This is a genomic window from Geobacillus sp. E263 (assembly GCF_007197795.1).
Classification (GTDB): Bacteria; Bacillota; Bacilli; order Bacillales; family Anoxybacillaceae; genus Parageobacillus_B; species Parageobacillus_B toebii.
In genome coordinates this window covers 2,945,340-2,970,044 of record NZ_CP041632.1, presented here as the reverse complement: position 1 = coordinate 2,970,044, position 24,705 = coordinate 2,945,340, and the positions used below count along the sequence as shown (strand labels likewise).

The 24,705-nt window shown below is 42.1% G+C and carries 24 protein-coding genes and 5 pseudogenes; 12 read left to right on the top strand and 17 right to left on the bottom strand.

Features of this window, described 5'->3' with window-relative positions; all coding sequences use genetic code 11:
• Positions 1–29 precede the first annotated feature (29 nt).
• The 3 genes and pseudogenes from FNL97_RS15285 to FNL97_RS15275 form a co-directional block, all read right to left on the bottom strand.
• On the bottom strand, positions 30–1,370 hold the full coding sequence (locus FNL97_RS15285) for a TrkH family potassium uptake protein (RefSeq protein WP_062677533.1): 1,341 nt from the start codon (positions 1,368–1,370) through the stop codon (positions 30–32).
• A gap of 240 nt (positions 1,371–1,610) precedes the next feature.
• Positions 1,611–2,144 (bottom strand): rhomboid family intramembrane serine protease, encoded by a 534-nt coding sequence (locus FNL97_RS15280; protein ID WP_133066513.1) that lies wholly within the window; start codon positions 2,142–2,144, stop codon positions 1,611–1,613.
• Between the two features lie 512 nt (positions 2,145–2,656).
• Positions 2,657–3,037 (bottom strand): annotated as a pseudogene (locus tag FNL97_RS15275) (cation:dicarboxylate symporter family transporter); the annotation flags it as partial.
• On the opposite strand from FNL97_RS15275, the gene FNL97_RS18565 reads away from it, so the two are divergent.
• Positions 2,965–3,441, top strand: a complete 477-nt coding sequence (locus FNL97_RS18565; RefSeq protein WP_240345831.1) for an RNA polymerase sigma factor — start codon at positions 2,965–2,967, stop codon at positions 3,439–3,441. The pseudogene FNL97_RS15275 and the gene FNL97_RS18565 overlap by 73 nt on opposite strands.
• A 176-nt stretch (positions 3,442–3,617) precedes the next feature.
• Entirely contained in the window at positions 3,618–3,806 is a 189-nt protein-coding gene (locus FNL97_RS15260) for a hypothetical protein (protein ID WP_062677535.1), read from the top strand.
• A gap of 65 nt (positions 3,807–3,871) precedes the next feature.
• Here the strand turns inward: FNL97_RS15260 and scpC are convergent, their stop codons facing one another.
• Both scpC and FNL97_RS15250 read right to left on the bottom strand, forming a co-directional pair.
• The gene (scpC, locus tag FNL97_RS15255; RefSeq protein ID WP_143416078.1) at positions 3,872–5,395 is read right to left on the bottom strand and encodes a succinyl-CoA:acetate CoA-transferase ScpC; all 1,524 of its coding nucleotides are present in this window, start codon (positions 5,393–5,395) and stop codon (positions 3,872–3,874) included.
• A gap of 306 nt (positions 5,396–5,701) precedes the next feature.
• Positions 5,702–6,349 (bottom strand): LytTR family DNA-binding domain-containing protein, encoded by a 648-nt coding sequence (locus FNL97_RS15250; RefSeq protein ID WP_012749166.1) that lies wholly within the window; start codon positions 6,347–6,349, stop codon positions 5,702–5,704.
• Between the two features lie 314 nt (positions 6,350–6,663).
• On the opposite strand from FNL97_RS15250, the gene FNL97_RS15245 reads away from it, so the two are divergent.
• Positions 6,664–6,981, top strand: coding sequence for a DUF3870 domain-containing protein (locus FNL97_RS15245; RefSeq protein WP_012749167.1), 318 nt, complete (start codon positions 6,664–6,666; stop codon positions 6,979–6,981).
• Positions 6,982–7,013: 32 nt separating this feature from the next.
• On the opposite strand, the gene FNL97_RS15240 is transcribed toward FNL97_RS15245, so the two are convergent.
• The 3 genes from FNL97_RS15240 to FNL97_RS15230 form a co-directional block, all read right to left on the bottom strand.
• A complete protein-coding gene (locus FNL97_RS15240) occupies positions 7,014–8,219 on the bottom strand; it encodes an acyl-CoA dehydrogenase family protein (RefSeq protein ID WP_205729501.1) in 1,206 nt (401 codons plus the stop codon).
• The gene (locus FNL97_RS15235) at positions 8,219–9,382 is read right to left on the bottom strand and encodes a CaiB/BaiF CoA transferase family protein (protein ID WP_062677539.1); all 1,164 of its coding nucleotides are present in this window, start codon (positions 9,380–9,382) and stop codon (positions 8,219–8,221) included. The genes FNL97_RS15240 and FNL97_RS15235 overlap by 1 nt, the downstream gene beginning before the upstream one ends.
• A 299-nt stretch (positions 9,383–9,681) precedes the next feature.
• Positions 9,682–11,709, bottom strand: a complete 2,028-nt coding sequence (locus tag FNL97_RS15230; RefSeq protein WP_143416076.1) for a penicillin-binding transpeptidase domain-containing protein — start codon at positions 11,707–11,709, stop codon at positions 9,682–9,684.
• Between the two features lie 526 nt (positions 11,710–12,235).
• Between FNL97_RS15230 and FNL97_RS15225 the strand changes: the two genes are divergently transcribed.
• The 5 genes and pseudogenes from FNL97_RS15225 (at position 12,236) to ahpF (ending at position 17,141) form a co-directional block, all read left to right on the top strand.
• Positions 12,236–13,672 carry an NADP-dependent isocitrate dehydrogenase gene (locus FNL97_RS15225; protein WP_143416075.1) on the top strand — a complete coding sequence of 479 codons (1,437 nt, stop codon included), beginning with the start codon at positions 12,236–12,238 and terminating at the stop codon, positions 13,670–13,672.
• A gap of 100 nt (positions 13,673–13,772) precedes the next feature.
• Positions 13,773–14,030 (top strand): hypothetical protein, encoded by a 258-nt coding sequence (locus FNL97_RS15220; protein ID WP_012749172.1) that lies wholly within the window; start codon positions 13,773–13,775, stop codon positions 14,028–14,030.
• A 247-nt stretch (positions 14,031–14,277) separates the two neighbouring features.
• Positions 14,278–14,828: pseudogene (locus tag FNL97_RS15215) on the top strand (glycosyltransferase family 8 protein); the annotation flags it as partial.
• Between the two features lie 207 nt (positions 14,829–15,035).
• Positions 15,036–15,599: an alkyl hydroperoxide reductase subunit C gene (ahpC, locus tag FNL97_RS15210; RefSeq protein WP_062677541.1), complete on the top strand. Its 564-nt coding sequence runs from the start codon at positions 15,036–15,038 to the stop codon at positions 15,597–15,599.
• A 12-nt stretch (positions 15,600–15,611) separates the two neighbouring features.
• On the top strand, positions 15,612–17,141 hold the full coding sequence (gene ahpF / locus FNL97_RS15205; protein WP_143416074.1) for an alkyl hydroperoxide reductase subunit F: 1,530 nt from the start codon (positions 15,612–15,614) through the stop codon (positions 17,139–17,141).
• Between the two features lie 395 nt (positions 17,142–17,536).
• Here ahpF and FNL97_RS15200 read toward each other — a convergent pair.
• Positions 17,537–17,944, bottom strand: a pseudogene (locus FNL97_RS15200) (UPF0236 family transposase-like protein); the annotation flags it as partial.
• A 486-nt stretch (positions 17,945–18,430) separates the two neighbouring features.
• Between FNL97_RS15200 and FNL97_RS15195 the strand changes: the two are divergent.
• Positions 18,431–19,258, top strand: a complete 828-nt coding sequence (locus FNL97_RS15195; protein ID WP_012749175.1) for a glycosyltransferase family 8 protein — start codon at positions 18,431–18,433, stop codon at positions 19,256–19,258.
• 29 nt (positions 19,259–19,287) lie between these two features.
• Here FNL97_RS15195 and FNL97_RS15190 read toward each other — a convergent pair whose 3' ends face one another.
• From FNL97_RS15190 to FNL97_RS15165, 6 genes and pseudogenes are all read right to left on the bottom strand, one after another.
• Complete coding sequence (locus FNL97_RS15190) at positions 19,288–19,476, bottom strand: YfhD family protein (RefSeq protein ID WP_041269575.1); 189 nt, start codon at positions 19,474–19,476, stop codon at positions 19,288–19,290.
• Between the two features lie 88 nt (positions 19,477–19,564).
• A complete protein-coding gene (locus FNL97_RS15185) occupies positions 19,565–19,693 on the bottom strand; it encodes a YfhE family protein (protein WP_012749177.1) in 129 nt (42 codons plus the stop codon).
• A 100-nt stretch (positions 19,694–19,793) separates the two neighbouring features.
• Complete coding sequence (locus FNL97_RS15180) at positions 19,794–20,345, bottom strand: GNAT family N-acetyltransferase (RefSeq protein ID WP_012749178.1); 552 nt, start codon at positions 20,343–20,345, stop codon at positions 19,794–19,796.
• 281 nt (positions 20,346–20,626) lie between these two features.
• A pseudogene (locus FNL97_RS15175) lies at positions 20,627–20,797 on the bottom strand (DUF1731 domain-containing protein); the annotation flags it as partial.
• Between the two features lie 41 nt (positions 20,798–20,838).
• Positions 20,839–21,923: pseudogene (locus FNL97_RS18775) on the bottom strand (RNA-guided endonuclease InsQ/TnpB family protein).
• Between the two features lie 11 nt (positions 21,924–21,934).
• On the bottom strand, positions 21,935–22,648 hold the full coding sequence (locus FNL97_RS15165; RefSeq protein ID WP_286173399.1) for a TIGR01777 family oxidoreductase: 714 nt from the start codon (positions 22,646–22,648) through the stop codon (positions 21,935–21,937).
• 98 nt (positions 22,649–22,746) lie between these two features.
• Between FNL97_RS15165 and recX the strand changes: the two genes are divergently transcribed.
• Complete coding sequence (gene recX, locus FNL97_RS15160) at positions 22,747–23,562, top strand: recombination regulator RecX (protein ID WP_143416073.1); 816 nt, start codon at positions 22,747–22,749, stop codon at positions 23,560–23,562.
• Positions 23,559–23,888 (top strand): YfhH family protein, encoded by a 330-nt coding sequence (locus FNL97_RS15155; protein ID WP_012749181.1) that lies wholly within the window; start codon positions 23,559–23,561, stop codon positions 23,886–23,888. Before recX ends, FNL97_RS15155 begins: the two co-directional genes overlap by 4 nt.
• Before the next feature lie 45 nt (positions 23,889–23,933).
• Here the strand turns inward: FNL97_RS15155 and FNL97_RS15150 are convergent, their stop codons facing one another.
• Both FNL97_RS15150 and FNL97_RS15145 read right to left on the bottom strand, forming a co-directional pair.
• Positions 23,934–24,095: a YpzG family protein gene (locus FNL97_RS15150; protein WP_012749182.1), complete on the bottom strand. Its 162-nt coding sequence runs from the start codon at positions 24,093–24,095 to the stop codon at positions 23,934–23,936.
• A gap of 32 nt (positions 24,096–24,127) precedes the next feature.
• Positions 24,128–24,289 carry a small, acid-soluble spore protein K gene (locus FNL97_RS15145; RefSeq protein WP_012749183.1) on the bottom strand — a complete coding sequence of 54 codons (162 nt, stop codon included), beginning with the start codon at positions 24,287–24,289 and terminating at the stop codon, positions 24,128–24,130.
• Between the two features lie 117 nt (positions 24,290–24,406).
• Here FNL97_RS15145 and FNL97_RS15140 point away from each other — a divergent pair, with 117 nt between their 5' ends.
• A complete protein-coding gene (locus tag FNL97_RS15140; protein ID WP_041269804.1) occupies positions 24,407–24,676 on the top strand; it encodes a YfhJ family protein in 270 nt (89 codons plus the stop codon).
• Positions 24,677–24,705 lie beyond the last annotated feature (29 nt).

The following is a 24,705-nucleotide window of genomic DNA, read 5'->3' as shown; positions in this document are numbered from 1 at the left end:
TCTTTCGTCCCCCTTTATGATATAAATTACTATCCGATCATAATCTTTCCCTTTGGAAATTTAAATGGATCCGGTTTTCGATGTAAAGTAACGGCATAAGCGATCGTTAAAGGTCCTACCCTTCCTGCAAACATGGTTAATATAATAAGAATTTTTCCGACAGGAGATAATTCGGGCGTTAACCCCATCGATAACCCTACTGTAGCAAATGCCGACGTTGCCTCAAACAAAATCATCAAAAAGTCTTTATTCGGTTCGGTTATCGTTAGAAGCATCGTTATCATCATGACAACAAATAAGCCGCTTACTGTTACGGTCAGAGCTTTATAAATAGTGTCATACAATATACGGTTTCGGAAAAAAATTACATCTTCTTTGCCCTTTATATTTGACCAAACCGCGCCTAACAGAGTAGCAAAGGTCGTCGTTTTAATCCCCCCGCCTGTTGATCCAGGAGATGCTCCTATAAACATTAAAAAGATGATGAGAAAGAGAGTCGGCTGCGTTAAATCCGGGATATTCAGTGTATTCGAACCAGCCGTTCTCGGTGTAACCGCTTGGTATAAGGATGCTAAAAATTTTCCTAATGGTGATAATGGCTGCAATGTTTTCGGATTATGATATTCCAAAATAAAAATAAGAATAGTTCCAAAAACAACCAAGATCGAACTCATAACAAACACGATTTTTGTATGTAAAGAAAAACGGCGCGTCTGACGGTACTCATATACTTCATTCATAACAATAAAACCAATGCCGCCCAGTGTAATGAGAGTACATACGACGAGAGTCACCAGCGGATCATCCACGTAGCCGGTCAAGCTTCTGAAATCACCCATTAAGTCAAATCCCGCGTTATTAAAGTTTGAGATGGCATGGAAAAAGCCAAAATAAATTGCTTTAGGCAACGGCATATCAAAGGAAAAACGAATCGCAAGCAAAATACCGCCAATCAGCTCGATAACGGCAGTAAAAATCAATATTCTTTTCACTAGCCGAACAACGCCATCAATTGACAAATTATTTAATGATTCTTTTATTAATAACCTTTCTTTTAATGAAATTCTTTTACCTAAGATCAAAGCAAAAAGGGTGGCAAAGGTCATAAATCCTAATCCGCCAATTTGAATCAGTGCTAGAATGACTAATTGCCCAAATAATGTAAACGTCGTACCAGTATCCACAACGACCAAGCCAGTTACACAAGTAGCAGAAGTAGCCGTAAATAAAGCATCTAACCACGGAAGCCCCTTCCCATCTACTGTTGCTGCAGGTAAAGTTAAAAGAAATGCACCAATAAGAATAATGAAACTAAACCCTAATACCAATATTTTAGGTGGATCTAAATAAAACATTCTTTTCTTATTCATGTTCTTCTTCCTTACTCCATTAATTTTTTATTTTTTGAAATAAATGGTTATCATACCAAATATCACTCATTTAATAGTAGTATGTCTGATAAAGATTGGATATATTCTGATAAATTCACTACCACATCTTTTTATTATATTGCAGTAAGCGCTGCGATATCAAAAATTGTGACCCGATCCTTCAGTAACCTCCTAAAGAATCAAGCCAATCATGTGTTCTCTTTTAATGAAATATAAACGTTATCCACTAATGCTAAATTCCAAATTCTTTTGTTTCTTAAATACAAAAGGAGATAAAAGAATTCCTCCAACAAATCCACCTATATGACCAGAAATACTTATTCCGGGAATCAAAAAAGTCATGATAAAACCCATTACAGTAAACGTAATAATAAACCTCTTATCGTATGTAGGAAATTTATTACGATGTTTAAGAACTAAAAATATATACATTCCCAATAATCCATAGCCGGGCCCAGAAGAACCTGCTAATGGAATAGGATAATCAGAAAAGAAATGAATTATTATAGATGCAAAAACACTCATATATACATAATTCAAAAGAAATTTTATGCTACCTAAAATACGTTCAAGAGGACGAGAGAATATTAGAATAAAAGGCATGTTTAAAAAGAAATGAGCATAACTCATATGACCAAATGCATAAGTTAATAACCGCCATATCTGTCCTCTATTAATCAGTTGTTTATCATATCCCCCTAATTGAGCAATTGTATTGATATTATACCCTCCCATGAATGTAGTAATAATCATCAGAATGGTGCAGATTCCCACAATTAGGGTGGTAACTGGATATCGTCTTATAAAGGTAGGAAAATCTTCTGTTATTCTGAACAACCTCTCACCAGCTTTCTGAATGCTTTGTTATAAATTATAATCCTTTTTTAAATGTCAATACTACATATAACTGCCTTTTACTACAACAAAAAGATCCTAACTTCCTTCATAAACTAAATCCACTCGTCAACCACTCATACCTCACTTTGCAGAACCACAGATTATGTAAGAAATTCTATTCTTCCCTATAATCTGTCGTGCCATGACATGTTTCAGTTTCGCTGCAAACCGTTACAGAAGTGCAACAAGCCATTATTATTATAAAACGGCATGAGTTCTGCTGAATACTGAACCCATACCGTAATTCTTTTACACATATCTGTTTGACAGATGCCAGTTCACCATATTTCGGCCTTCTTCTTTCATTTACCGAGCAAGTGCAGCTGGCAGTTTTGACGTGGTGGGAAAGCGAGAAACATATCCAAGCCTTATGCTTCTAGTTTTTGCGTTTCTCCGTTATAGATATTTAAATTCAATTCTTTAGTGATGCGGCTGGTGACTACACCGGCAGTCATGCTTCCGCTGACGTTTAGGGCAGTTCTTCCCATGTCAATCAACGGCTCTACGGAAATGAGCAATCCTGCTAATGCTACTGGTAGATTCATAGTCGACAGCACTAAAATCGCCGCAAACGTAGCCCCACCGCCAACGCCTGCAACCCCAAACGAACTTATGGTAACGACTAGAATAAGCGTCAAAATAAAGGAAAGAGAAGTTGGATCGATGTTGACGGTTGGTGCAATCATTACTGCAAGCATGGCAGGATAAATGCCGGCACAGCCATTTTGCCCAATTGACAGCCCAAATGAGCAAAAGCAGGGCAAACGCCGCGGATGCGGTGCAAGAAACGTTTATCCGTGTGTATGATCATATTGACCGCTTCGACCCGGCCAAAGCGTATAAGCCTTGGTTTTACCGGATTTTGCTTAATGAATGCAATCGGCTGATGAAAAAGCAAGCAAAAATCGTGGCAATGAGCGATTATATAGATGATCATGCGCGCATGGCTAATGTAGATCAGCATGCTCACGGGGAAAGCGGTCGGCAATGGAATGATGAAGTAGCAAAGTATTATCTTGTCGATAACGGCCAGGGAGGAACGTTCGTCATCGAGCAGCATTACTTTGTCGAGGCGAGCGAAGGACACGGAGCTAGATTTGACAACATGCTAAAGCAGTTTCAGGTGACGAAAGAGCCCGATGAACAACAATAACAAATAGACTACTATAGCATTTGATGTTTGATGAAGGAGTATCCTTTTGAAGGCTACCCCGCTTTTAAAGAGATTGCTTTTTTGTTCCACTATCCCCTACATTAAGTCGCACTTTTTTTATCCAGTAAATGGAGTTGTTATCAATAAGTGTTAAAATAAAAGCAGGAGGTGATAAAATGGGTTGGATTATACTAATCGGTGGACTGCTTCTCTTGGGAGGCATTATCGATTTTATCGCCAAAAAAAGAAATATGAAAATAGATCCTGAAGAGGGGGCAAAGAATGCTTCAGATTCGGAGAGAATTTATGTAGAAACTTATATGCACAATACTAAACAGAATCATGAGAACAATCCTTTTTTATAGGATATGCGCGGTTTGATAAAAGAGGGGGTATCTTCGTGAAGATTCCCCCCTCTTTTAATATTTTGTCATTGAGTTTGCAGTTGATATTTCGGTTCTAACATTGTTCCGTGTTTTTCATAATTGATATGCCATGAGAACGCTTTTTCCAAGACGTGCGGTGTTTGGCCTCCGCGCTTAAGCGCTTCCTTGAAGTATTCGCGCAACTGCGGACGGTAATCCGGGTGTGCGCAATTTTCAATGATAAGAGGTGCGCGTTCGATTGGCGCCAACCCACGAAGATCGGCATAACCATACTCCGTGATAATCACATCCACGTCATGTTCGGTATGGTCAACGTGCGATACGAATGGAACGATGCTTGAAATAGCCCCATTTTTTGCAATGGATTTTGTCACGAAGATGGTAAGGCGTGCATTGCGGGCAAAGTCGCCTGAACCACCGATGCCATTCATCATGTTTGTGCCGCGAACATGTGTAGAATTAATATTTCCGTATATATCTGCTTCCAAGGCTGTATTGATGGAAATGAGTCCGAGACGGCGAACGATTTCCGGATGATTAGAAATTTCTTGAGGACGAAGGATCAGCTTGTCTCGGTAAGCATCTAAATTGGAATACACTTGTTTCATTTTGTTTTGAGACAAAGTAATAGAGCAGCCGGAAGCGAACCGGACTTTTCCAGCATCGATGAGGTCAAACATGGCATCTTGAAGAACTTCTGAATAAACTTCCAAATTAGAAAATTCCGAATCCAATAAACCGTAAAGGACAGCGTTCGCAACAGAACCAATGCCTGCCTGAATCGGCGCTAAATTTTCAGAAAGTCGGCCTGCTGCGACTTCCTTTCGTAGAAAATTGATTAAATGATTCGCTATAGCAGCTGTTTCCGCATCTGGAGGCACAATCGTGGATGGGGAATCAAGTTGGTTTGTCAAAACAATTCCAATAATTTTATCTTCATCTACCGGAATACCAATTGTTCCGATTCGATCGTCTACTTTTGTTAAAGGGATCGGTTCGCGTTTTCCTTGGTTGCCGACTTCGTAAATGTCATGAAGTCCTTTTAGTTCTTTTGGTTGGGCTGTGTTCAATTCGACAATAACGTGTCGGGCTTTTTTCACAAAGATCGAAGAATTTCCTACGGAAGTAGTAGGGATAATCATTCCGTCTTCAGTTATCGAAACCGCTTCCACGATTGCGAAATCGATAGGATTTAATACGTCTGCACGCACTAATTCTGCTGTATGTGATAAATGTTGATCAATAAACAAGATTTCCCCTTGATTAATTTTTTTGCGCATAACAGAATCAGCCTGAAACGGAAGCCGTTTATTGATAATTCCTGCTTCTGCCATCATTTTATCAATGTCTGAGCCTAGTGAGGCGCCTGTATATACATTTACTTTTAAAGGTTGTTGTTTTGCTTTTTCAATCAGTGCAAAAGGAACTGCCTTGGCATCGCCCGCGCGGGTAAATCCGCTCAAACCGAGCGTCATGCCGTCTTTAATCCATGAAGCTGCTGTTTCTGCTGTTACAATTCGGCTCCTTAAACGAGAATTACCGATTAATTCGAAAATTTGTTTATCCAATGCTGCTCACCTCTTATTTTATTTTTTAAAATATTCTAGCTATTTAGTTACGAAAAATCATTCAAAAGTGAATAAAAGGGCTTTCTTTGCAACTAAAAAAGAATTTTTAATACATAAAGGAGAAAAAATAGAAAACCACTCCGGATTGAAAGGGGATAAGAAAGGAAAATCATTACCAAATAGTAATGGAAAAACGTGCTGTTTCCATAAATAAAGAGCTCACTTTCCATGAGCTCTTTAGAGAGATTGGCAAAAGGAAGGGAGCTGTATAGTGGAAGAAACTGTTTTGATGTGCAGTTACACACATTAAAAGCAGAGCAGCTTCCGAAAATGGCTTGCATATGTTTGGCTCACGGGTACTCTTGAGCCGTCTTTCATCACCAATAAAAAAGTAGAATGCGAATCTGGATGAATTTCTATAATGTGATGAATGTTAACGATATAGGATCGATGACACCGAACAAATATATCATCAGGAAGGGAAAATTCCAGTTCGGTTAAGTTGTATTTATGGTAGCCTTCCGCATAAGTCGATTTTACGAATGTTTTACGATTTTGGGCTTCTAAATAGATCACGTTCTCGAAAGGAACAGGCAGCCAACGATCCATCACTCGGATCGTTAAATACGGCATTGTAAGCAGCGGCTTTCTTGGCAATATGGCGGTAACGCAGCCTTTCGGGTTGCCATCATCTAAAATTGGGACCGATATCCCGAAATAAGGTACGCCAAAAACACGGCTATCTTTTTGCTCTGCGATTTTCCGTTGAACGGTCAAGGCTTTGTAAGTGACCGATTCCGGTTTGATTTTGTCTCCGGGACGAATTTTTAAATCAATTTGTTTGCTTGGTTGGTAATAAATATAGCGCTTATCATCCGAAATCACGAAAGAAGCTTCTTTAGGAAATAATTCATTCATCACTTTTACAATCGAGGAAACAGTAAATCGGTCCATGTTACCACCCCTAGTGAACGATCTGCCACTTTACTTCGTTTGAAGCGGGGTTTCTGACGACTTGTATGTTTTTGCTAAAGGATGGAGACATACAAGCCCCCCGTTGCGTTTACTTTCCATCCGAGGCGTTCGTTTGAGCACATTATAGCATTATTGTTGCACGTCCATAAAGAGCGGATAAGAAAATCGATAGATGATGACAACAGTGCAAGCAAATTTATGATCAAAAAAGTTTGTCGATATATTTAAAAAAATTATGATTAATGTTGTTTTATAATCTTATAGTAGACATCTTTACGTAAGGGGAGAGGAAGATGAACACGCAATTTATTGCAGGACACGCACGGCTGCCGGCGGGAATGGCGGCAAAAAGCGTATATGATACGCTGACGATTACGGCGGAAATTGATAAAAAGTACGGGGTGATTGTCGACGCTTCGTGTACGCTGGCAACAGAACATGGGCGCGATTATGTTGCACGCCTGCTTAAAGGACATTCGCTAAGGGACGGGATTGATTCCATTTTAGAGCAGCTGAATGAAGGGTATTTAGGAAAGGCGAATTCGGCGTTGTGTGCGGCGCTAAAAGATTTATACAAGCAATATTGCAAAATGCAGGAAAATACACAGTAAAAAGCCCTCGTACAAGCGAGGGCCTTTTTATGTTAAAGTTTCACCGAATCCGGATTCCAAGGCGGAAGCATTTTGCGCAGCGGTTTATCCTGACGGTAGCCAAGCACATATTCCGCTTGCATAATCGTATGGATTTCCCTTGTTCCTTCATAGATGACCGGCGCTTTTGAATTTCGAAGATAGCGTTCGACAGGGTATTCGTTGGAGTAGCCGTACGCACCGTGAATTTGGACGGCATCGTCGGCTGCTTTATTAGCGAAGTCGCATGCGATCCACTTCGCGAGCGATGCTTCTTTTGTTGTACGGCGGCCTTGATTTTTCAAAAACCCTACTTTATAGACGAGCAAACGGCTAATTTGCAATCCTGCTTCCATTCTGGCGATCATTTGTTGCACAAGCTGATGTCTCCCGATTTCTTTGCCGAACGTTTTGCGCTCATGGCAATATTTCACGCTCGCTTCGAGACACGCCATAATAAGCCCGACCGCTCCGGCAGCAACCGTGAATCTTCCGTTGTCTAGCGCAGACATGGCGATTTTAAATCCTTCTCCTTCTTCGCCAAGTAGGTTTTCTTTCGGGACGCGGACGTTGTCAAAGAACAGCTCACCTGTGTTGCCGGCGCGGATGCCTAGTTTTCCTTTAATCGCTTTTGATGAAAAGCCAGGCATTGTCCGTTCGACAATAAAAGCAGAGATGCCTCGGTGTTTTTTCGATTTATCGGTGTAGGCAAATACGATAAAGTGATCGGCGATGTCACAAAGGGAAATCCATGTTTTTTGCCCGTTTAAAATGTAGTAGTCCCCATCGCGAACAGCTGTTGTGGAAATGCTGGCAACATCCGATCCAGCGTTTGGCTCCGTCAGGCCGAAAGCGCCAATTTTTTCGCCTTTTGCTTGCGGAACGAGATATTTTTGTTTTTGTTCTTCTGTGCCCCATTGCAACAAGGTTAAGCTATTTAATCCTGTGTGTACGGAGACGGCAGTGCGAAACGCGGTATCACCGCGTTCTAACTCCTCGCAGACGATTGCGAGAGAGTTATAATCCATTCCCATTCCGCCATATTTTTCCGGGATGCAGACGCCCATTAAATTCAATTCGGCAAGCCTCTTCCAAATATTTGGATCAAAATATCCGCGTTCATCCCATTCTTTGATGTACGGCATAATTTCTTTGTCGACAAATTTTCGCACGGTGCTGCGAAGCATTTCTTGTTCCGGAGTAAAATCGAAATTCATCATCATACATCCTCCCCCGTTTCATTCATGATTTCTCTTATAATTTCGTCGTTATGCTCTCCGGCAAGCGGAGGCGGCAGACGGTACGATATTTTTGTATCGGATAGTTTGAGCGGGCTTCCGACAAGCTGCAGAGGCCCCACCTTTTCATGCTTCATCGTAATGATCATGTCGCGGGCTAGCGTCTGTGGGTGCTGGAACAATTGTTCAAGATTTTGCACCGGGCCGCACGGTATACCTTTTTCGGCAAGCAGGCGCTGCCACTCTGCCCGCGTCCGTTTTTTCACTTCTTCATTAATGCGTCTGTTGAGTTCTTCGCGGAAGGCAACACGGCTTGGATTCGTTTGAAAGCGTGGATCTGTTCCTATTGTCGGGTCGGAAAGAAGCCCGCAAAACGCCTGAAATTGCCGATCGTTCCCAACGGCGATTACAATCGGCCCGTCGCTTGCTTCGTACGTTGAATACGGAACAATGTTCGGATGTTCGTTTCCTAAAGGCGTTGGTACGTTGCCAGACATTAAATAGTTAGCCGCAACGTTGACGAGCGCGCTGATCGCCGAGTCGAATAACGAAAGGTCAATTTTTTGCCCGCGTCCTGTTTTTTCACGGGCGAGGAGAGCCGCTTGAATAGCGATTGCCGCATACAAACCGGTAAAGACATCGGTAATGGCTACTCCGACTTTAAGCGGTCCTGATGATGCGGTGCCATTAATGCTCATCCATCCGCTCATCGCTTGGATAATATAATCATATCCAGGTAAATGACGGTACGGGCCTGTCTCTCCAAATCCGGTAATCGAGCAATAGATGAGTCGCGAGTTGATGGATGAGAGATGGTCGTAATCAAGTCCTAATTTTTCCATTGTTCCTGTTTTGAAATTATGAATGACAACGTCTGCTGTTTTGGCAAGATGACGAATGATGTTTTTTCCTTTTTCTTCTTTCAAATTAACAGTAATGCTTCGTTTGTTGCGGTTGACCGCAGTGTAATAGGCGCTCATTCCGTTTTGAAAGGGAGGGCCCCAAAATCTTGTATCATCCGATCCGCCCGGTGCTTCGACTTTAATCACATCAGCGCCAAGATCGCCTAAAATCATCGTGGCGTAGGGTCCTGCGAGGACACGCGTCATATCCAAAATGCGGACGCCGTCTAACGCTCCTGGCATTCGTCCACCTCCTATACGAGCGAATAAAAAAGCCGGCTCCTTTTCTTCGTGAAGAAAGGAACCGGCTTTCACGACCTGAGGGAGCATTTCGGCAAAGAAATGCTGGTCAGACCGAAACAGTTCTTTATTATGAAGCAGTATAAAATTGTCGAGTCCTCGTCGTGCTAATACCGCCTGTGTAGCGTCAGCCGCGAAACCAACGGGAGACGGCTTGTTAAGTTTTATTATAAATAATAAATTTATAATTGTAAATAGTCAAAAAATTATCCGGAATAAAAGGAGCTCGTGATGGAACTCCGTTAATGTGATTTTACCGTTTGAAAAATGTTTTTCACGATATTTACAACGTATTTGCTGCCATGATCATTTTGTACATCCTCTATTAACATGGCAATGAGAAGGTCAGGATGATCGGCATTGTATGCGACAAACAGCCCATTTTCTTTTCCTTTTTCTCCTTTTTTATCTTTCAATTCAGCGGTCCCGGTTTTTCCTGCTAATATAATATCTTTCATATAAGCGCCATGTGCGGTTCCATTTGGATTGGCCACTATTTGTTTTAGCGCTTCTGCGATGATGTTCGCAGTTTTTGCCGAAATGATCTGTTGTTTCCAAACGGTTTTTTGTTGGCTTTTTTCTAAAATCGGCTGTAATAAATCACCATTGTTGATAAACGGGGTGTATGCGGCGGCGAGATGTAGAATGCTCATCTGCATTTGCCCTTGTCCGTAAGATGTATCAGCAAGCTGTGGTCCCGCTTTCAGAGCGCCGTTATTCGATATTTGCGATTTTGGAATTGGATATGGAAATGGCAACTCTTCTTCAAATCCAAACGAACGCAATCCTTCTTTCAATTGATCTGGTCCAAGGTCGGTGCCGACCATCGCGAAATAAATATTATCGGAATAAATGAGCGCATTTTGGAGGTTGACGTTTTGTAAACGATCGCTTACTCTTGTCACAAAGTAATTTCCCCATGATCCGTCTTTCGGTTGCCATTTTTTTTCGACAATCGTTTTTGTTTGTTCAGGAGTAATGATGCCTTTTTCAAGGCCGATTGCACCGATAATAGGTTTGATGGCTGACCCAGGCGCATAGGTGGCGGCAAAACGATTAATTAACGGTTTTAGCGGATTATTTTCTAATTTTTTGTATTCCTCTGCTGAAATTCCGAGTACAAACTCGTTTGGATTGAACGAAGGGGAGCTGACTAAGGCGAGAATTTCGCCGGTCAACGGGTGAATGGCAGCGGCGGTTCCAGCTCTTCCTTTCATTTGTTCATAAATGGTTTTTTGCAGCTTCGCATCAATCGTTAATGTAATCGTTTCGCCGTCTTCTGCTTTTGATTCTGCGACAGTGACGGTAGAACCGTTATTTTTTTCAATATAAATTTTTGCGCCGTCTTTTCCTTTTAGCCGCTCTTCAAACAACTCTTCTAGTCCGCGTTTTCCAATCCGGTCAGATGCGGAATATCCTTTGTTTTTTAATTTGCTTAGTTCTTCATCTGTAATATTGCCGATATATCCAACCAGATGGGCAGCGGCCTCCGCGAATGGATATTCCCTTTCTGCTACCTCTTTTACTGCTACAGCTTGGATGTTGAGGGCGCTTTCTAATAGCGCGGTTTCCGATTTTGCCACTTTTTGAATTGGAACAAAATAATCAGGCTGTACCCAAGAGGCGTTTAATTTTTCGTTAATGTATTCGACAGGGATATGGAGCAGCTCGGCAAGCTGTTTTTTAATGGATTCCTCGTTTTCGCCCATTTTTCCAGGAACAATGCCGATTTCGTAGGCGGCTCCGTTCATCGCGAGCGGCAGCCCGTTGCGGTCGTATATTTCCCCGCGTTTTCCGGCGGTAATGGCAATACGAACTTTATCCCCCTTTTGTAATTGCGGAAAAATATATGTCGTATCCCATTGAACATACCATTGCTCGTCATCGTGTTGTTTTTCTTTGACAAGCAATGCTTCATGCTCAAACTGGATCGGGCCGGCAATGGTGTTCATTTTTACGGAAAAAGGGAGTTTGATTTGTTCTTTCTTATCGTCCTCTTTTTTTTCTTCTGCTGGCAATGGTTTTACCGATAAATTAGTTACTTTGATATCTTTATAAATTTTTTTATAGCGATTTATAAAATTTTCCTTTGATATGTTTTGTTTTGCTTGTTTAGATAGCATCGCATACATGTCTTCAAATTGTTGGTTTGTCCACAATTTCGTATATTTTTGCAATGCATCATGCGGTGAAGGCTTTTCACTGCAGGAAGATAATAAAATGGAACTAATCATGATGACGAAAAATGACACCATTCCTCTTTTGATCATTCATTTTCCCCCCAATCGTGTTTAAATCATATAATATTTGCTGTTTACATGTTGGAAGTTAACGGTATTTATATTAACTATAACATAAAAGGTAATGAATAACAGTGAATGGGAAAGAAATGATCGTGGAGAAATAAAAAATATGGATACTAGAAAAATGGTAAAATTATATTTGTATGCAATAAAAAATTTACTGATATTATGCCGGTTGCTTGAATGCGAATCGTTATACATGGCCACATCTTCACATTATTATGTAAAAATGCGATGGTCTGTTGCTTTGTTTATGAGATGGCTAATAGGTCAATATTTGTGTATAGGGAAAAATTTAAATTTTTTAAGGAAATTTTAATAATATTTTGTTATTATCATATATGGATGATTATGACATCGGCCATTTCTGTTGGGTACATACACATGGAGACGAAACGGTTGCGGGATAGAGAGTGGTCTTCCGCTGCTACATAGTAGTGGGTTGTATAATAGATCACTTTATAACGACAAAGACAACAAAGGGAGGATTCGCATGAGCAAAACACCGATTACAGTTGCGTACGGAGATGGCATCGGTCCTGAAATTATGGATGCGACGCTAAAAATTTTAGATGCTGCTGGTGCACAATTAGATATTGAAACGATTGAAATCGGCGAAAAAGTGTATCTTCGCGGCGGAACGACTGGTCTAGAGGAGAGTGCATGGGATTCGTTAAGAAGAACGAAAGTATTTTTAAAAGCACCGATTACGACACCGCAAGGCGGAGGGTACAAAAGCTTAAACGTAACGATTCGCAAGGCGCTTGGTCTTTACGCAAATGTCCGGCCGGCTGTAGCGTATTATCCGTTTGTCGAAACGAAACATCCAAATATGGATGTCGTTATTATTCGCGAAAATGAAGAAGACTTGTACGCCGGCATCGAGCATCGCCAAACGGAACAAGTATATCAATGCTTGAAATTGATTACCCAGCCTGGCTCGGAAAAAGTGATCCGCTATGCGTTCGAATATGCGCGCAGCTACGGACGCAAAAAAGTGACCTGTTTTGTGAAAGACAACATTATGAAACTGACAGACGGCATTTTCCACCGCATGTTTGACGAAATCGGCAAAGAGTATCCGGATATTGAAAAAGAAACATGGATTGTCGATATCGGCGCGGCAAAACTAGCGAATAGCCCAGAAGAATTTGATGTCATTGTCATGCCAAACTTATACGGCGATATTATGTCCGATATTGCGGCGCAAATTTCTGGTTCTGTCGGGCTTGGAGGTTCGGCGAACATCGGTGATCAATGTGCGATGTTTGAAGCGGTTCACGGATCGGCGCCGCCGCTTGCCGGGAAAAACCTTGCCAATCCATCCGGATTGCTTTTAGCAGCGGTGATGATGCTGCAGCATATCGGCCAGCCGGAAGTAGCATCGCGCGTGCATAACGCTTGGCTAAAAACCATTGAAGATGGCATCCATACGTTTGACATTTACCGCGAAGGAATTAGCAAACAGCAAGTGGGAACAAAAGAGTTTGCCCAAGCGGTCATCGACCGTCTTGGCCAGCTTCCGGAAAAACTTTCTCCAGTTTCTTATAAAGAAGCGCCAAAGCTTCACGCGGTGCTAAAACCGCGGCAAAAACAAAAGAAAGAATTATTTGGCGTGGACATTTTCCTTGACTGGGATAAAGGGACGGCGGAAGAACTCGGCAAAGCATTGGAGCAATTTAAAGTTGGCCATCTCAAGCTTCGGGTTATTACAAACCGCGGAGTGAAGGTATATCCAGGAGGGCTTCTGGAAACGTTCTGCACCGACCATTGGCGCTGCCGTTTCCACGCAGAACCTGGCGAAACAATCGAACATCGGCAGATTGTCGAATTATACAACCAGCTTGTTGCGGCTGGATTTGATTGCATTAAAACAGAAAATCTTTACTTATTTGACGGTGAGCCAGGGTTTGCGGCCGTTCACGGATGATAAAACAGCAGCGGAAAAGCTGCTGTTTCTTTTTTGGAAGAAACACGAAACTTTTAAAAACAAACTTCGTATAAACGTAATGAAAGGAAGGAGGGACAGAATGAAAAAATATATTGTATTTTTGTTTAGTTTTCTGTTTATTTTTATGGCGATTCAAATAGGTTCTGGAATTGTCTTGACGTGGCTGTATACGCCTGATCCGGCAAAACTATGGTTAGAAGCCGCGCAGGCGCCAGCGGAAGTGCAATTTGTCGGACCAAACTTTGGCATGCTGTTTATATCTGCCGTGCTGGCTTCGGTGATATCTTTGTTGATTATGAAACTATTTCGACGATTTTCCCGTCCGCACCGTGGCTAATGTACTAGCTGGCAGCCTATAGCTGCTTTTTTATTTTTTATCCATAAGGGAATTGCCTCTTCATCGGATAGCTATTTTAGCCTATTGAGTGATGTCTTGCACATAAGCATCAAACGCGTTTCCTTTGCGTTACTAAAAAATTTACCGGAAACCATGAAAAAGAAGAAACATCAAGCGATATTTATATATACATTGTAAGGAGGGAATGGTCTATTTTTACTGATGATGGGCAAGGATGTGATAATGAATGTTTCATGTTCTCGTGACGTTAGACGTCAATTACCTTCCACCGCTCAAAATGTTGATGAATTCTTTGTTTCGCAATAACAATCGGCCATTTACGTTTTATTTATTGTATTCCCGCATTCCTGAGATAGAAAGCGAATTATTAAAACAGTTTGTAGAGAGGCGCAAGAGCATCAGCTTGTGCCGATTTATTTAGATCCAGCTTTGTTCGCCGATGCCCCTGTATTTCGTCATTATACTTCAGAAATGTATTATCGGCTTGCTGCTCATCAGTTTTTGCCGCAAGAATTGGATCGCGCTTTATATCTTGATCCAGACATTGTTGCGATTAATCCAATCGATGATTTGTATGATATGGATTTTGAAGGAAATATGTTTATTGCCGCGGAGCATACCCATTCCACGAAAGTAGCGAATTTATTTAATAAGCTGAGGCTGAAAACCCCGAATGCAAAAGGATACTTTAACACTGGTGTCATGCTGATGAACTTGCCGCTAATGAGAAAAGAAGTACGGTTAGAGGATATTTACCAGTTTATTCGTGATAGGCGCCTGCCATACTAAGAAGGGACGCGGATCACAAAGAAGCATTCCATATGGAGATTGCACTCAACCAAAATAAAAAAATTAAATCATATCTATTGACAAATAGATACTACTACATGATAATAAGTATAGAATTAAAATTATTATAATTTAATTAATGATTTAATTAGGCTATTGATCATTCCAACACTATTTTCAGGAGGTAGATGAAAGATGTCTCTAATTGGAAAAAAAGTACAACCATTCCGTGCAAAAGCGTATCATAATGGGAAGTTTATTGAAGTTACGGAACAAGACTTTCAAGGCAAATGGAGTGTAGTTTGCTTCTATCCAGCTGACTTTACATTCGTATGTCCTACGGAGCTTGAAGATTTGCAAAATAACTACGCGACTTTAAAAGAGCTTGGCGTTGAAGTGTATTCTGTTTCAACAGATACACATTTTACACATAAAGCATGGCACGATACGTCTCCAGCAATCAGCAAAATCGAGTACATTATGATCGGCGACCCTTCTCAAAAGTTATGTCGCATGTTTGATGTGCTTGATGAAGAGGAAGGTCTTGCACAGCGCGGTACGTTCATCATCGATCCAGACGGTGTCATCCAAGCGGTGGAAATTAATGCTGACGGTATCGGCCGTGATGCAAGCACGCTTATTAACAAAATTAAAGCGGCACAATACGTCCGCAACCATCCAGGCGAAGTTTGTCCAGCGAAATGGCAAGAAGGGGCTGAAACGCTTAAACCGAGCCTTGATCTTGTAGGGAAAATTTAAGGAGGTAACACCATGATATTGGATGCCGAGATAAAAGCGCAATTAGCCCAATATCTACAATTGATGGAAAATGACATTGTTCTAAAAGTGAGCGCGGGAGACGATCAAGTTTCCCGCGATATGCTTGCTTTAGTCGATGAATTGGCCGCAATGTCACCAAAAATTAAAGTAGAGAAAACGCAGTTGCAAAGAACGCCAAGCTTTAGTGTTAATCGTATCGGCGAAGATACTGGTATAACATTCGCTGGTGTTCCTTTAGGGCATGAGTTTACCTCCTTAGTGCTTGCTCTGCTTCAAGTAAGCGGAAGACCGCCAAAGGTTGATCAGAACGTGATTGACCGAATTAAAAGCATAAAAGGCACCTATCACTTCGAAACTTACGTGAGTTTGACATGCCATAATTGTCCTGAGGTGGTTCAAGCGTTGAACTTGATGAGCGTCCTGAACACGGGCATTTCGCATACGATGATCGATGGCGCAGCCTTTAAGGACGAAGCGGAAAGAAAAGGAATTATGGCAGTTCCAACAGTATTCCTAAATGGAGAGCTCTTTGGTAGCGGCCGGATGTCGTTGGAGGAAATTTTGGCGAAGATGGGGAATACTTTGGACGCATCACATTTCGCTGAAAAAGAACCATTTGATGTACTGGTTGTCGGTGGGGGACCAGCCGGAGCAGCTGCAGCGATTTATGCGGCGCGTAAAGGCGTTCGTACAGGCATTGTTGCGGAACGTTTTGGCGGTCAAATATTGGATACATTAGGCATTGAAAACTTTATCAGTGTGAAATATACGGAAGGCCCTAAGCTTGCAGCAAGCCTTGAAGAGCATGTCAAACAGTACGATATTGATATTATGAATTTACAGCGTGCCAAACGCTTGGAAAAGAAAGATCTTATTGAAATCGAACTTGAAAATGGCGCCGTGTTAAAAAGCAAGACGGTTATTATCGCAACGGGGGCTCGCTGGCGCAACCTTGGCGTACCAGGCGAGGCGGAGTTTAAGAACAAAGGGGTCGCATACTGCCCACATTGCGATGGTCCGTTGTTTGAAGGAAAACATGTTGCGGTCATTGGTGGCGGCAATTCCGGTATTGAGGCAGCCATTGATCTTGCAGGCATTGCAAAGCATGTCACCGTTCTTGAGTTTATGCCGGAGCTGAAAGCCGATGCTGTTTTACAAGAGCGCCTTTATAGCCTGCCTAACGTAACGGTTTTAAAGAACGTGCAAACAAAAGAAATTACCGGTACGGACAAAGTAAATGGCATCACTTATATCGACCGGGCGACCGGAGAGGAACATCATATTGAATTGCAAGGGGTATTTGTTCAGATCGGCTTAGTGCCAAATACGGACTGGTTAGATGGAACGATTGAACGCAATCGCTTCGGCGAAATTATCGTCGATAAGCATGGCGCTACGAACATCCCTGGAGTGTTTGCTGCAGGTGACTGCACGGATAGCGCGTATAAGCAGATCATTATTTCAATGGGGTCAGGCGCTACCGCAGCCTTAAGTGCATTTGATTACCTTATTCGAAATTAAGTTTCTTTGATCGCTGAAATTTGTAAAACAGAGAGCCGTAGGGTGGCTCTCTGTTTGTTTTTCAAGAGGTTGGCATGCTTTTTTTCGCATGTGGACGAGCATATCGCATTTGTCGGAAGAACTGTTTATCGATGCAGCGGTTGGGAATCGACCTATCGTTTTATTGTCTAAAACGATGATACGGTTGAGTCAAGATTTTGTGGGAGATTTTTTTGAGGTTTTGATTTTTTAGGTATATTTTGTAATCGTTTTCTGATTCTCTTATCCTGTTTGTGTGTGCTTCCCTACTTGTTCAAATTCCTTTCAATGCTTGTAGTGCTTGATAAATTGGTGCTTTTGATGAATGTTGGGATATTGAATTCCTGCGTAATTCAGCTGCTGGCTTCCCGTTTCAGGCTCATCACCGGATACCCGACCATCTGAGCAAGCGTACGAGCCGCTTTGCGATAGGAAGAGCACTCCACCGCCAATCCCACCGCCGTTTCTTCTAGACAAGGGCTGATTGACTGCGATCCATCAAACGCTAAAAAGGAATCAAGCAAAAACGTGTAACGGTTTTGTTCCCGGTCTAAATAGTAGTTCCGCTCAAAGGTGACTTCGCCAAACAGGGTTTGAATCGTGGTGCGTCGTTTGTCTTTCAAGTGGTATCGGCGCTTGTCTCGATTCTCTGCCAATTGCCGGTCGATGTCCTCCAACAGAGCCGTAAACAGCTCGGCGAAGGCGTTTTGCAAGGCTCGAAACAAATCAAGTTCGATCTCTTTCCATGACAACGAATTTGTGGTAAGATGTTGTTGAATATTCATGGGACTCTCTCCTCCTGTTTGATAGTGTGGTCAATGAATATCTTACCAGGGAGAGAGTCCTTTTTTCATGTTTCCTGCTTGGGATCCTACCGCGCTTTGCTTGGTGGCCCCGATGAGGGGGATTGCGAACCTACGTTCCCAACCCCCTCATCGGGGAATTCTAAGAATTTCTCCCACAAACATTTTACTCACACCTTCATGATAAAGAAATTGAACGATTAAGAAACAGCGGAAATAGATTATTAAGCAGTATGGGAATTTGAATAACAAAAAGCGTCTTGAACCGGGCGCACAGGGCGCTAAGCATCAGTAAGGTGTTTGCCCATGAAAGTCTTGTGGAACTAGAGTCAGTGTCCATGTGAAGGTATGGAAGAAGCTCTATAGTACACAAGAACCCCGTGGCTTTAGCCATCGGGAGGTTCAGTCATACTATATAATGTAAGGGAATAGTATGACTATACGGTAAGGACAAGGAAGTGATTGCTTATGTTTCATGTACTGGTGACGTTAAATTCGAACTATATTCCGCCATTAAAAGTATTAATGAACTCGCTGTTTTGCAACAATCATAAACCATTTTCGTTCTACCTATTATATTCGCGTATTCCCGAGATGGAAATCGAGTCATTGAAACGGTTTGTAGAACAACAAGGCCATCGACTGATTCCGATTTATGTCGATCCTCAATTATTTGCCGATGCTCCTGTATTTCGTCATTATACTTCGGAAATGTATTATCGGCTTGCTGCTCATCAGTTTTTGCCCCAAGAATTGGACCGTGTTTTATATCTTGATCCAGATATTGTTGCGATTAATCCGATCGATGATTTTTATAATATGGATTTTGAAGGAAATATGTTTATTGCCGCGGAGCATACCCATTCGACAAAAGTAGCGAATTTATTTAACAAGCTGAGGCTGAAAACCCCGAATGCAAGAGGCTACTTTAACACTGGTGTCATGCTGATGAACTTGCCGCTAATGAGAAAAGAAGTGCGGTTAGAGGATATTTACCAGTTTATTCGTGATAATCGGTTTAAGCTTGTGCTTCCGGATCAAGATGTGCTAAACGCTTTATATTGGGACAAAATTAAGCCAGTGGATTGTTATCGTTATAATTACGATGCGCGATATTACGATATGATTCAGTTATTGCCAAATCCAAAGCATGATTTACATTGGATTCAGAAAAATACAGTGTTTATTCATTATTGTGGCAAAGATAAACCGTGGAAGGAAAATTATAAAGGGGAGCTTGGATTTTTTTATAAGCAGTACAGCGATATTCTAGAATTTGAAGAGGAAAAAGCCTAAAGGCAGCTTATTTGCGCTGCCTTTAGGCTCTATTTTTTGCGTGCTTTGCTTTGGCGAATGCCAGCTGCTTGAGCGCGCGCTTCTGCTTCTAGGTCTTCGTAATCCGCAAATTCGCGAGAATATTCAACATCTAGTCCGTCGGATTTCAGTTGTTTTGGTACTTGTGGAAGAGTTGCTTTGTTTTTATCACGCGTTTTTTGTCCGCGAGATCGACCCATCATCAATTCCTCCTAAGCAATAATGTGAATCGGACGATTCACTACTTAGGATGGCATTTGCTCGATAAAGTATAAATAACAATGTTTTCTAATGTTTCGCTTTTTTTGCTGTATAGCCGCCTGCTTGGTCGGCTAATTTAAAGTCGCGGGAATACGTTATTTCTTGTGCACGCGTTAACGTCCTTTTCGTTTTTTCTTGTCTTCGTTTTTCCACCATTTATTGCCCCTCACTTTTATCAAGATTTATTTTTAGTTTTTCCACTGTTTGTTCGTTTTATGCATGAATAATAGAAAAAGGGCTGTTATACACAGCCCTGTTACGCTTCTTTGCGTTGTTCTTGTTCGATTTGAGAAGGATGGCGAAGGGTATATAATGTATAGTTATCTTTTGTAATTTCGTATAAATTATATACATCAGCTCCGATTTGTTCCAGCAAACTTTTTCTTGTCTCATTCGCTGGGGTAACATACGGTAATTTTTCTGCCGCTTTGATGGAGCGGATGTTCACTTTGCGAATGCGCATAAATACAGTTTCAATGGAAAGCTCGTAAAATAATTCGTGGAAAAATGCTTCTTTCGCACGTTGGTTATATCCTTGGCCATGATATGGCTTTCCAAGCCATGTGCCCAAAAATCCAGCGTTATTTTGTATGTCAAATAGGCTGATTGTGCCGATTGGATTTCCCCATTCATCTAAAATCGTGCGGGAAATGAGTTCACCGCGTTCTTCCGCTTCGATCATTTGTTTCGTCATAAATAAAAATTCTTCGTACGAGCTTGCTTTTTGGCGCACGAAAGGGAAGACGTCCGGGTGCACCATCAGCTCGTAGAGTGCATGACAATCTTGCAGCTCCCGTTTTTTTAACATACTTTTCCCTCCTTATATCGAGGGCAGTTTACTTGTGGGCGAAACCACCCTCGAAATTTTTTAATATATTCATCAAAAAATTCCGGGGTGGGAATCGAACCCACTAGAACCAGCGATATCCGCTGGTGGCGCACCATTTGCCTTCCCTTTTGTTGCGTCGTTATCTGATTGTCGGCAATGAGTAGCATAGGTCTTTATCATCATACACGATGATCAAGAAAAAAGAAATAGGTTTTTGTTAAATTTTTTTTATATATTTGTTGATTTTTCGATAACGAATGTCATGTGGCTAGTAAATCGGCTAAACTTTTTTCCAGCGTAGGGAAGGAAAAGACAAACCCAGCTTCCATCAGTTTTTTCGGAATGACTTGCTGTCCTTCGGTCACAAGCATGCTCATTTCACCAAGGAGGGCGCGCAGCATCGCACTTGGCACGCGAAGCCAATGAGGGCGGTCAACTCCCCAACGGCTAAAGCCGTGGGCTTGCAACTAGCCTAATTGGCTGCCGCGTTCGGCTGGTTGACAGCAGCCCTGCGGATGTTTTCCGCAGCCACGTTGTCGGCAGGGGCAGCGTACCCACAAGCTCGACAACAAAACTGATCCCTTGACGGTCTGTTTTCTTTGGCCACATGTCCGCAAACCGGACAGGTGCGGGAAGTATTTTTTGGATGAACCAATACCACCGGCACGCCAGCGATCGCCGCTTTATACTCAATAAACTTTCTCAACTGATAAAAAGACCAAGAAGAGTGTTGACGACGCTGTTGCTTTTTAACCGTTTTCTCGGTGCGTTGGCGGATGCCCTTTAAATCTTCAAGGGCAATGCCGCATCCGAGTGCCTTTGCCTTTTCAACAATCTTCTTGCTAATGCAGTGGTTCCCATCACGGGCAAATAGTTTTTCCTTCTTGGAACGCTTTTTAAGCAGGCGTTTCGCTGACTTGGTGCCTCTTTCTTTTGGAGTTTGGCGCGAAGTTTCGCATGGCGGCGGCGCAGCCCGTTGACCTTCGAGCCGGAAAATACCTCACCGGTGCTATCGACGGCGATATTAATGATGCCAAGGTCCACACCGATAAATCCGTTTTCGGAATTGGGCTGGCCTTCGGGAACGTCCACCACGAGCAGTAAATAAAAAATACCGTTTTGAAGGACTAAATCGGCTTGACCCCGAACACGGTTGTCGCACAGCAAACCTTGATGGTAGCGGCTAATGACCATAGGGATTTCCATTCTTCCTTGCAAGGTAAGGATGGAAGCATACTCTAACCCTTTAAAGGACAGGATTCTTTCATCATACACGATGGCACCGGTTTCTTTAAAGTTATGCAAGGTTTTTTTATCCAAACGATAGCTTTCCGACACTTTGCCGATGGCACGAACGGTCATTTGGGCAGAGAGGCCAAATTTTTCCCTGACGTCATAGTAGCAAAGCCGCTGGATTTTCGTTTTGGAAAAGGTTCTGGAGCGAAAAGCAATCTCGCTAATATAGTTGCATGCTTGGTTAAACCGTTTCATTGTTTCCAGCAGCGCATGAAACTGTTCAAGAGTTGGCATTAATTTAATCTTGAGAGTGCAGAGCATTCTTGATTCACCTACCTTTCTAAATCCAGTGTACTTATATTGAACGAAAAATTCAATATATACTGAAAATATAAACCCCGCCTTCCTTCCACAGCTAAAGCAGTGGGCTTCCGGCGGATGTTCTCGTGAATCCAAGAGATCCATTGCTGTCCCGAGCCGATTGGACCGCCAATCCAGAAACGGTACGGTAAGACGATTTTCGGCAACGCCCCGCCGTTTTTGCCAAGAACGACACCAAATCGTGCCATTACTGTACGAACCCCTAACGACTCTGCTTGTTTCGCTTCTTTTTCCCATTTTGCTACGGTTTGTGCCAGAAAATCGTTGCCAATAACTGAACTTTCTTCTGTAAAAGAAGCGGTAAGTGAAGTGCCGTAAATCCCGATGGCGCTCGCGTTGATAAATACGTTAGGAGGGGATGGCAATGCTTTGATCAGTTCAATCATCCATTGGGTCGTGGAGACACGGCTATGGACAATGCGTTCTTTCTGCTTTTTTGTCCATCTTCTGCGGTTAATCGGTTCGCCGGCTAAATTAATCACGGCGTCAAAGGCAGGAAAGTCTGCTTGGGGGCGGCTTTCAGGCGTGAATAAAACATAGCGGATATTAGAAGAAGATAATTTAGGATGCCGCGTCAATATATAAATGGTATGGTCTTGTGACGCAAGGTGGTTCGAAAGCGCTTTCCCGATAAATCCAGTTCCGCCGGCAATGGCGATATTCATATATTATATTCCCTCCTGATTTTATGGTAGTTTATTCATTTCGCTTTTTGTGTACGAAATACCTTCTATGGTACGATAAAAAATGGAGGGAAAAACCGATGGGGATCATTACGAATATTGCGGTTCAGACAAAAAATCCAGAGCGTTTTAACGTGTCCATCCAAAAGGAAAATGGAGAAACACTTGTTTTTAGTGTTGATCAAGACGTGCTTCTTCAGTTTCGTTTGAAAAAAGGAATGAAAATAGATGAACACTCTTTCCAACAAATAGTATATGCAGATGAAGTAAAAAAAACGTATCATCAAGCATTATATTTTTTATCATATCGAATGCGGTCCGAACAGGAAGTAGTCGATTATTTGAAGAAAAAAGGGGCGTCTGAGAGCATTATCGATGACGTGCTGCATAAGTTGAGGGAAAATAAGTATGTTGATGACCGTGAATTCGTCTTCGCTTATGTGCGCACGCAAAAGCAAACAACGGCAAAAGGGCCATATGTCATCCGTAAAGAATTGGAAAAGCTCGGGGTTGCGGAAGAATGGATTGAACAAAGCTTGGCTATTTACTCCTTTGATGAGCAAGTGGAAACGGCAAAATCGCTTTATGAAAAAGCAAAAAAACAGCGGGCAAAACAGTCTTTGCGGCAATGGAAATATCAGATCGGGCAGCTTTTATATCGAAAAGGATTTCCGCAGGAAGTCATCGATCGGGTGCTGTTGTCAGAACGGGACGAAAAGGAGGAACAGGAGTGGGAAGCTTTGGAGTATCAAGGAAGAAAAGCGCATCGTCGCTATGAAAAATATAATAGTCCGATGTACGAGCAAAAAATGAAGCAGGCTTTGTACCGGAAAGGCTTCCCACTGGAGATGATCGAGCAATTTTTGGACAAATTAAAGGAGGGAGACAAACGATGAAAGCGCAAGGAGAACAAAAGCGTTATAGTGAAATGACGGAACAAGAGTTGCATCAGGAAATCGCGGCATTAACGGAAAAAGCGCGCAAAGCAGAACGGATGGGCATGATAAATGAATACGCCGTATATGAAAGAAAAATCGCGATGGCAAAAGCGTATTTGCTTGACCCGAATGATTTTCAGCCGGGAGAAATATATGAGATCGAGGGAGATCCGGGGGAATATTTTAAAGTGCGTTATTTGAAAGGAGTATTTGCTTGGGGCTATCGGTTAAAGGGAAACGGGGAGGAAGAAGCATTGCCGATTTCGTTGTTGCGAAAGCCGTAATTATAGTAAAGAGAACCTAGAGAAGATTCTCTAGGTTCGATTTTGTTACGATTGTTTCCGCGTTTGACGCTCAAGGATAATTAAGTTAAGTGTTTGTTGAGTTTCTCCGTTGACTTGTGCATGGGCATGTTTTGGATTTGCCCATGGCTGCTGGAAAGGATTGGAGTATAAGTTATCATAAAATTTTTTGTGCGAATGGCGACCCATTGTCTCACACCTCTCAAAATAAGAGAAAGTTTTTAAAAATTGTCATCGCGTTTACCGGAAGCGTGCATGCGTTCTTGCGGATGGGTGTTAGTCGTGCCGTTTGCCCGTTTTGAAGCATATTCCGCTTTCGCTCGTGGTTCACCTTCGAATTTATTATTGTTTTGGTTTGGGAAGTTGCGTTCTTTATTCCGCATCGCACATTCCCTCCTTTGCAATTGCTCGTGTTGATGGCCAACACGTATTTTTATTATGAGGATATTTTGCTCTCTTATGTGTTCAAATTGTTGGGATAAGAGGTGGAAAAAATGACGATGAATGAATATTTTGAACGGCTGACGAACTATTTGTTGGAGAAAAATCCGTCGCTTGCTTATGCCCAAGCAAGAACGTGGGTCGAATTGCTATGGGAAGATTTCGAAACGACATATGCCCGCGCTGGATACGAATATAGAGGAAAAGAGCTGACAGAAAAAGTAGTGCGTCAATGGATTGACCGGTATGGAGCGACATTACATGAATTTCAAACGACAAATCCGAAATATCAACATTTGCTAAATCGCAATGATTATTTAAAACATTGAAAATAGGCGGTTGTTTCAAAACGACCGCC